Source organism: Companilactobacillus furfuricola (assembly GCF_003946325.1).
In the GTDB taxonomy this organism is placed as follows: Bacteria; Bacillota; Bacilli; order Lactobacillales; family Lactobacillaceae; genus Companilactobacillus; species Companilactobacillus furfuricola.
The window spans coordinates 1-7,978 of sequence record NZ_RHNT01000076.1 but is presented as its reverse complement, the minus strand read 5'-3'; the positions used below and the strand labels follow the sequence as shown (position 1 = coordinate 7,978).

Here is a 7,978-nt window from a genome sequence, read left to right as displayed (position 1 = left end):
AACAAAAAATGGACGAAAACCAAAAATCGGTTTTCGTCCATTTTTTATTGTACAGAGAACACTTATGTCACATTCTCTTTTTTTTGTTGGAAACGAGTTCCAGGTGACAGTGGCCTCTGGTTTAAAAACTGTCAGAAAAACTGATTCGCAGATGCAAGATAGTGCAAGCCATTTTGTTTAGTTAAACTTGCTGAAATTTGGATAGTGCTTTTTATCTTGATTCTCAAGGATGTTGAAACGAGCTCCGGGAGATAGCTGCCTCCGGTTTAGCAACTGTCAGCAGGTACGATTTAGTTTGCATAAAATAGTGCTGGATATTTATGTTATCTAAACTTGCTACAATTGGGATAGTGCTTTTTATCTTTATCCTCAAGGATGTTGAAACGAGCTCCGCGAGGAAGCGGCCTCCGGTTAACACGGGTGGTCGCGGCACTGCTTCGCAGCACCTTGTGCGATCACCCGCGTTAATCCTCAGCAGCTGACCAACCTCGCTGCGCTCTCTGTGCTTTTAATCCTCAGCAGCTGACCGTGCCTCTCTGCTCTCTAATTATGTAGATTAAGCTTTATTAGCTAGCCATGTGTTCATGTCGATCGAGACAAAGGCTAAATTTTGATTATCGTCCAGCACCCAAGAAGTTGGATCAACGGCTTCTGGATAATCGCGTCCTTCGAGCATCGTAGCAATAGCATCTTGTGCCCAATAGACGGCCTCGACAAAAGAATCCCCTTGAGTGACCATTCCGGGAATATTAGGTGAAGTTACCACAAAATATTCACCATCGTCTGTAAATTTAGAAACAATTACAGGATATACTAAGAAATCTGCATGTTCAGTCATAGTTCACCTTTGTCAATATTTTTAACCAAAGTATAAAGACTGGATATTTCAAAGGCTAGTCACAAAATGAAAAAACGTCAAAATTGATCATTTCAATCTAAAATTTTATACAGAAATAAAAACCACGGAAGAATCCCCGCCAACAGCTAAATCAGCGGCAGAAAGAGCTCTTGGTAAAATTCCAGAATCAACTATCCGATGTAATTCAGTATCCGCTAGCTCAACTGCTTCTTTAAACGATTCTGCTGAACCAGAAATTTCAGGGAACTGTGGGGCAATGACCGAGAATGAATGATCAGATATTTTAGAAACAATCACCGGAAAACTATGCATAAAACGACCTCGCAACTGATATTTACGTCTATTGTACAGAAATATGAGTGTGAAATAGTGCAATAATCTATTAATCGATCCTGTTTTTTTAAAGTCTGCAGATTTTTCCGTAAAGAAATACGGATTCTTCCTGAGCTAAGAATTAGTCATTGCCTAAAATGATGCCATTTAATTGTTAACGTTTGCATTTTTTCACAAACTTCAATACCCTTTAATCGTTACACCAAATAAGAAAAGCAGGGGAGAAATTAGATGGCATACGACGCAACTTCGATCGCAAAAATGATCAAAGAAAAACAAGTATCACCCGAGGAACTGATCGATCAAACCAATGATAAGATCAAAGCGCTTAATCCAGAATTAAACGCCGTGACTCATACGAGGATCGCCAAAGCTAAGGCGGAAGTAGCGGATGTTTCAGACGGACCCTTCGCGGGCGTACCGACTTTACTCAAAGGTTTAGGCCAGCAACTAAAGGGTGAACCGGATACTAGTAGCTCGATTTTGTTGAAAGATAACGTAGCACCGATCACTGATAATTACGTTAAATCGCTGCAAAATGCAGGATTTTCGATCGTCGGAACGACTAATGCTCCAGAGTTTGGCTTCAAGAATATCACAGATCCTGATCTCTACGGACCAACTCACAATGCCTGGAATAAAAACTTTTCATCTGGTGGTTCATCCGGTGGGGCAGCCAGTGCCGTTTCTTCCGACATTGTGCCGATCGCAGCAGCTAGTGATGGTGGCGGTTCGATCCGGATCCCCGCATCTTTTTCGGGCTTGATCGGATTAAAGCCTACTCGCGGACGGATCCCAGTTGGTCCTAATGGCTGGCGTGGATGGCAAGGAGCTTCGATCAACTTTGCATTGACCCGTTCGATCCGCGATACAGCGACCCTTTTGGAAGAAATGCAGACAGTGCAATTGGCGGCACCTTTTCAAACTGAGCTATTGCCCAAAAACTTCATGTCGGGCGCATTGCCTAAGAATTTAAAAGTGGGCTATACTACCGAATCTCCGGTCGATACGCCAGTTTCTGAAGAAGCCAAACAAGCGGTACTTGATGCAGTCAAATTTTTAGAAGAACAAGGCTTTGAAGTTGAAGAAGCTAAACCTAAGACTGACGGTATTGCTTTGATGAAGTCGTATTACATCATGAACGGTGGCGAAACAGCGACGATGTTTGCATCGATCAATCAGGCAATCGGTCGAGAAGCTACGATCGATGATATGCAGCTAACGACTTGGACGATCTACCAAGCAGGAAAATTAGTCACTGCCGTCGACTACAGCCAAAGCTTGAGTTTGTGGGATGAAGCGAGTTATCAAGCTGATCGATTTTATGACGACTATGACTTGTTCTTAACCCCAGCCACGGCCCACCCAGCACCAAAAGTCGACGACCTGTTGTACGGGGATGCTACGATCGAAAAGATGAAACACGTTACTGAATTAGATAAACAAGCACGACTCGATCTGATCTGGGAATTCTTCGAACAATCGTTAACGTTATCACCATTTACTCAACAAGCTAATTTAACGGGTCAACCTTCTTTGAGTTTGCCAACGCATGTAACTAAGTTCGGTCTTCCACTAGGGATCGAATTTTCGGCTCGTAAAGGCGGAGAGCCATTGTTATTGAAAGTTGGAAAAATGTTTGAAGATGCGGATAAATTTAAATTTCTTCATCCAACTGAACAAATATAATTATGTATTGTGAAATAAATATTAATTAAAATATAAGCGTGATGTCAACATGGAAAACAGTTGATATCACGCTTTTTACGTAGAAACTACTTCAAATATGACTATTTTCTGATAACGTTTGCAATCTACTTTTCACAAAGATAAAATAATAGACGTTCTTAATTTTAAGGAGGATTGTTACATGTCAAAGAGGTGGAAAAGTAGTTTTGTAGTATTAGGAGCGTTGATGCTCTTAAGTATAGTTCTAGTAGGATGCGGCAAGAAAGATGCGTCTGCTAATGAGAAACCATTGGTAGTTGCTACTTCGGGGACGCTTTATCCTACTTCGTACCATGATAAGAAAACTAAGAAGCTAACAGGTCAAGGAATCGAGATTGCCCGAGCTGTTGCCAAAAAGCTCCACAGAAAGATCGAGTTCAAAGAATATAACGTTGATGGCCAATTAACAGCTGTCAAGACTGGAAAAGCTGATTTTGCGGCTAATGATTTTAATGTTGCCCCAAATCGGATGAAAGGTTTTATTTTCTCAACACCATTCAAGTATTCATTCAGTAGCATGGTTGTCAGAAAGTCTGATAACTCAGGCATTAATTCCTGGAGTGATCTAAAAGGAAAGAAAGCTGCTGGGGAAGCAGGAACTGTTTATCAAAGACTGGCTGAACAGCAAGGAGCAACTTTAGTTAATTATGACAATGTATCAAATGACGTGTATTTAAAAGATGTGAAAAAAGGTAAAACAGACGTCATTTTAAACGATTACTATCTCCAAAAGCTTGCACTTGAAGCAATTCCTAATAACGGATTAACAATTAATAAGAAGTTGTACTACACGACCAAAGATGATGAAGGTGGAGTAGCCTTTGTAATGAAAAAAGGTAATTCTAAGCTTCAAAAGGACATCAACAAGGCCCTCAAAGAACTAAAAGATGATGGAACACTCAAAAAAATATCAGAAAAATTCTATAATGCTGATGTTACTAAGAAACCAACTGTAAAAATCACTAAGCATTTTGATATTGAGTAGAGCGTAGATAAATGTCTGGAATTGAAAATTTATCAATACCAAATTTTTTTGATGCACCATTAGCAGTATCATCTTTGCCGAGCATTTTAATGGGTTTTCCCATGTCACTATTTTTAACAGCCATCAGTTTCTTTTTAGCAAATGTTTTAGGCTTATTTCTAACACTGGCTCAGTTAAGTAACAAAAGGGTCTTGAGATGGCCCGCAAAGGCCTATATTTCGTTTATGCGGGGAGTTCCCATGCTGGTCGTCTTATTCATCATCTACTTCGGATTCGGCGCTGAGGCGCTTCCTGCGGCGATTATTTCCTTTACGGTAATATGCAGTGCTTTCGTATCGGAAGTATTCCGGTCATCTTTCTCAGCTGTTGATATTGGTCAGTGGGAAGGTGGATTTTCGGTAGGGATGAGTTATCGTCAAGTCGTGCGACACATCATCTTCCCGCAAGCTTTCCGGATCGCCATACCAGCACTAGGAAATATCTTATTAGATATGTTCAAGGGTACATCTTTAGCCGCCATGATCACCGTAGGTGAAATGTTCATGCAAGCCAAGATCATTGCCGGAGCCAACCAAGATTACATGACGATCTATATCACGATCGCCCTTATCTACTGGTTCTTCTGCTGGTTGATGACAATAGCGCAGACTGGTTTGGAAAACAAACTGAAGCTAGATTAGTTAAATTTGAATTCAAGGTTACATAATCAAAAACACTATATAACGGTAGAAACGCCTCCTGGTTTTGGGGGCGTTTTTAAATGGTCCAAAATAGACTTATCCTGCATTAAAAGCTGTTCTCGTGTAATTAATAGCAATCAGATCAAAAGCTCGTTAGAAGCAAAAAAGCACCGCTTCTGGGGGGAAGCGGTGCATCTCTTGAGGGAGGGAGGAATGCTATATTATAAAAATCATTTATATTTTGGTTTAAATTAAGGTTTAGGTCGTAAATAGGAGATACTTTTTCCTATTTACGCCTGTAGAGTATTACCTAAATGTGAAGAAAGTGTGAAGTTGGGTTTAGTTATACTAACTTCGATTTTTATGTATTAATTGTTTTGTAATTGGTTGGTCATTGAATGAAAAAAGAGCACAAAAAAAGGCGGATCTAAATGTCCGCCTAATTTATTATTAAAGGATTCCTCCGAAGAATGTACCTAAAATTACTGAACCGTACATAAATAATCCGTTTAAGATTGTTGCAAGCATCGTAATCCATCCCTTCTAATGCAAACATATTATAACCTAATCAATTTAAATAAAACAGATTGGTCTTATGTTCGTAATATAATTTTAATATACTGACAAAAATGTAAACATTTATAAAAATACATACAATAATCCGAATTACTGAAACAAAATTGTTTTAAATTAAACGGATTATTTATATTGCTTATGCATTATCTCAAAATTGAAGATGATAATCAACTGATAAATATTTTGTTTCTCCGATAATGCGTCATATCAATACTTTGAAAAATCAGTATATACCACGTTTGAAAATTATTTTTATATTTAAGAACCATTGTGTTAATATGTTCATATCGAGTAGGGCGAATATCAATAACCTATCGAAAAACAAACTTAGGAGGAATTACCATTTTTTCAAATTTATTTTATTTCTTAAGAAATACTTCAGCATACCTAACAGATTTCGTATTGGGCTTCTTAGGTAAGTTGTTCTAAGCAACTCTTTATCATCAACAAAGACTCTCTTTAGTTTGAACTTCGATGGGACTGCCACGAACAGACGAACGAGTTAAGGTTATTCGCCCGTCTTTGTTGAACAAAAGCCATTGGTGTCTGGGCCAATGGCTTTTTTGATGCCTTAAAATTGAGAAAAATAAAAAGTCGACGATGAATTCGTCGGCTTTTTATGTGGATCGATTAGTTTTTGATATCTGACGGTTTGATCGTAGTCCGGCCATCTTTATGTGCATTCTTGATAGCTTTAACGATGTCGTTATCGCTCCAAGCAGCAACGGTTTTAACACCTTGATCGGTTAGATCTTGTCTAGCTTTAGAAATGTCACTGTCGGTAATGGTTTTACCATCGACTTTTCTAGATTCGATGTCAAAGTGTCCATTGGCTGCAGGATTGCTGCTGTCTGATGATGAGTTTGAACTAGTTGAATCATTGCTATTACTGTTATTACCATTGCTATCAGATGATGTTGATGAAGTATTAGTTGAACTTGCTGAGGAATTGTTGTCTCTCAACAAGTTAACAGCTTTCTTATAAATATCAGAGTAATACTGACCATCTATACCCTTGAAATCAAGGACTGTCTTCAACAAACTCATTCCGGCTGTGTTGTCACCATTGTCGATCATATCTGAAGCATTCTTGACACTCTTGTTCAAATCGCTACGGTTTGATTTGATCTTTTTAACTTTCTTCAATAGAGACTTAGCTTGGCTCTTCATTTGTGAACTGCCGTTTGATTGGTTGATCGCATCGTTCAATTGATCTCTGGCAGTGTCGAAATCTAGTTGATTCATTGATTTCTTAGCATCGACCAAGTTTTGTGCTTGTTCTTTATTGGCTTTAGCAGATTTATCGCTCTTAGCGTCATTAGCTGAGGTGAAGTAAGCTAAAGCTTGTGAGTAGTCTTTCTTGCTAACAGCACTATTACCATGATCCATAGCAGTATTGTAAAGACCGCTGTCCCCTCCATTTGAACTAGAGCATCCAGCAAGAAGCATCATAGACGCACTAATGGTTACTAGTAAACTGATTGTCTTTTTCATATATACCCTCCAAAGAAGTATTGTCCAGATTATACCATGAGAAAACAAAAAGAGCAGGCGCGTTGGACGCCTACTCTTCTTACTAATTTATAATTCGTTAGGAATTGACAAATTAGAACAAACTTCGATGAGAGATTTGTTAGGAACGAATACCAGTTATTAATATAACTCTTATTGAAGAATTTTTAAATAGTATTAACGAATAAATATTTCCGTTTTGCGTTTTTTGACCGTTATTATTTGTGTAAGTTGATTAAAACAACCGGTTGAAATCCTTACAAATAAACGAAACGGGGTAGCGAAGATGGATTGGCAAAAAACTACAATTAAATTGAGATTTAACAATGATGAAAAGTACAAAAAGGGATATATCGTTCGTACTTTTAACAATATTGTTGAAAAACCAACTGATAAACAAGTTCAAGATTTGATCGATGGCATCTTACTATTATCAGATGGTGATACTTTCAGCACAGCCATCATTTCTGACAACGATAAGTACATTGGCTAAACTCATCATCAATAAAATATTAAGGAGTTCAATATGAAAAAACTACAATTAACTTTCCAAGCAAAGTCTGGTAAGAAGAACAACTTGTCTTTAAACTACGTCAAAGAAAATCTGGACGCGCCACAACCAAAACAGCGATGGAGAAGATCCTCGCTAGCAAGTTATTTCAAAAAGACGATATCTCGCTTTTTGATGAAATTGTGGGCGCTAAGTATATCGAACGTACAGAAAATCCTATTTTGGGATAGATTTTCAAAAATTCACACAATTGTAATATTTCTTTATAAACTGATAATTGAAATAATTAAATAGCCTGTAGATACCGACTCGCAAGGGATAGACGAGTTGGTATCTATTTTTTTATTCACAAAAATTTCAAAAAAAATACAAAAGTATGAATTTTGGACTTTTCAAAACATGAAATATGTTGTAATATTCATTCGTTGGTATTTAGGTATTACGCATCTTACAAATTAGCTAACCAAGATCGATTTTTAACGTATTAATATTTCATTACTTCCTATCACGGTAATATTTTTAATACTATTTATTATTGAAAATTAATCAATAGAATGTTAGTTTATAAATGTACTACCTAAGAATTATGAGAATTTTGAGGAGGAATACCACATGAAAAAATCTATTAAATATGCCGGAGTTGCTGCTGCCACGCTATTAATGATCGCACCACTTACGGCACCGGTATTTAGTACCGCTTCTACTGCTAAAGCAGATGATCAATCTTCCGATAATGGAAGTACAACAACCGATAGTTCTACATTAGATGATGCCACGCAAGCTTCATTGAATCG

Annotated in this window: 9 protein-coding genes and 1 pseudogene; 7 read left to right on the top strand and 3 right to left on the bottom strand. The window is 37.8% G+C overall.

The annotated features are described in order from the left end of the window. On the top strand, window positions 1-181 hold a 181-nt coding region (locus EKM78_RS13005), incomplete at its 5' end, for a hypothetical protein (RefSeq protein WP_211334376.1). A 375-nt stretch (window positions 182-556) separates the two neighbouring features. Here the strand turns inward: EKM78_RS13005 and EKM78_RS12065 are convergent. Continuing rightward, the gene (locus tag EKM78_RS12065; RefSeq protein WP_125772551.1) at window positions 557-838 is read right to left on the bottom strand and encodes a type II toxin-antitoxin system HicB family antitoxin; all 282 of its coding nucleotides are present in this window, start codon (window positions 836-838) and stop codon (window positions 557-559) included. A gap of 105 nt (window positions 839-943) precedes the next feature. Beyond that, window positions 944-1,171: a hypothetical protein gene (locus EKM78_RS12060; protein ID WP_125772549.1), complete on the bottom strand. Its 228-nt coding sequence runs from the start codon at window positions 1,169-1,171 to the stop codon at window positions 944-946. Window positions 1,172-1,423: 252 nt separating this feature from the next. Here EKM78_RS12060 and EKM78_RS12055 point away from each other — a divergent pair, with 252 nt between their 5' ends. The 3 genes from EKM78_RS12055 (at window position 1,424) to EKM78_RS12045 (ending at window position 4,585) form a co-directional block, all read left to right on the top strand. Next, the gene (locus EKM78_RS12055; protein WP_125772547.1) at window positions 1,424-2,881 is read left to right on the top strand and encodes an amidase; all 1,458 of its coding nucleotides are present in this window, start codon (window positions 1,424-1,426) and stop codon (window positions 2,879-2,881) included. Window positions 2,882-3,062: 181 nt separating this feature from the next. Next, window positions 3,063-3,905: a transporter substrate-binding domain-containing protein gene (locus EKM78_RS12050; protein ID WP_125772545.1), complete on the top strand. Its 843-nt coding sequence runs from the start codon at window positions 3,063-3,065 to the stop codon at window positions 3,903-3,905. 11 nt (window positions 3,906-3,916) lie between these two features. Next, complete coding sequence (locus EKM78_RS12045) at window positions 3,917-4,585, top strand: amino acid ABC transporter permease (RefSeq protein ID WP_125772543.1); 669 nt, start codon at window positions 3,917-3,919, stop codon at window positions 4,583-4,585. A 1,206-nt stretch (window positions 4,586-5,791) separates the two neighbouring features. On the opposite strand, the gene EKM78_RS12040 is transcribed toward EKM78_RS12045, so the two are convergent. Then, complete coding sequence (locus tag EKM78_RS12040; protein ID WP_125772541.1) at window positions 5,792-6,655, bottom strand: hypothetical protein; 864 nt, start codon at window positions 6,653-6,655, stop codon at window positions 5,792-5,794. 304 nt (window positions 6,656-6,959) lie between these two features. Here EKM78_RS12040 and EKM78_RS12035 point away from each other — a divergent pair, with 304 nt between their 5' ends. The 3 genes and pseudogenes from EKM78_RS12035 to EKM78_RS12025 form a co-directional block, all read left to right on the top strand. Then, window positions 6,960-7,166, top strand: coding sequence for a DUF1659 domain-containing protein (locus EKM78_RS12035; RefSeq protein ID WP_125772539.1), 207 nt, complete (start codon window positions 6,960-6,962; stop codon window positions 7,164-7,166). A 33-nt stretch (window positions 7,167-7,199) separates the two neighbouring features. Beyond that, window positions 7,200-7,414 (top strand): annotated as a pseudogene (locus tag EKM78_RS13470) (DUF2922 domain-containing protein). Between the two features lie 382 nt (window positions 7,415-7,796). After that, the coding region (locus EKM78_RS12025; RefSeq protein WP_164507349.1) for a hypothetical protein at window positions 7,797-7,978 on the top strand (182 nt) is incomplete at its 3' end.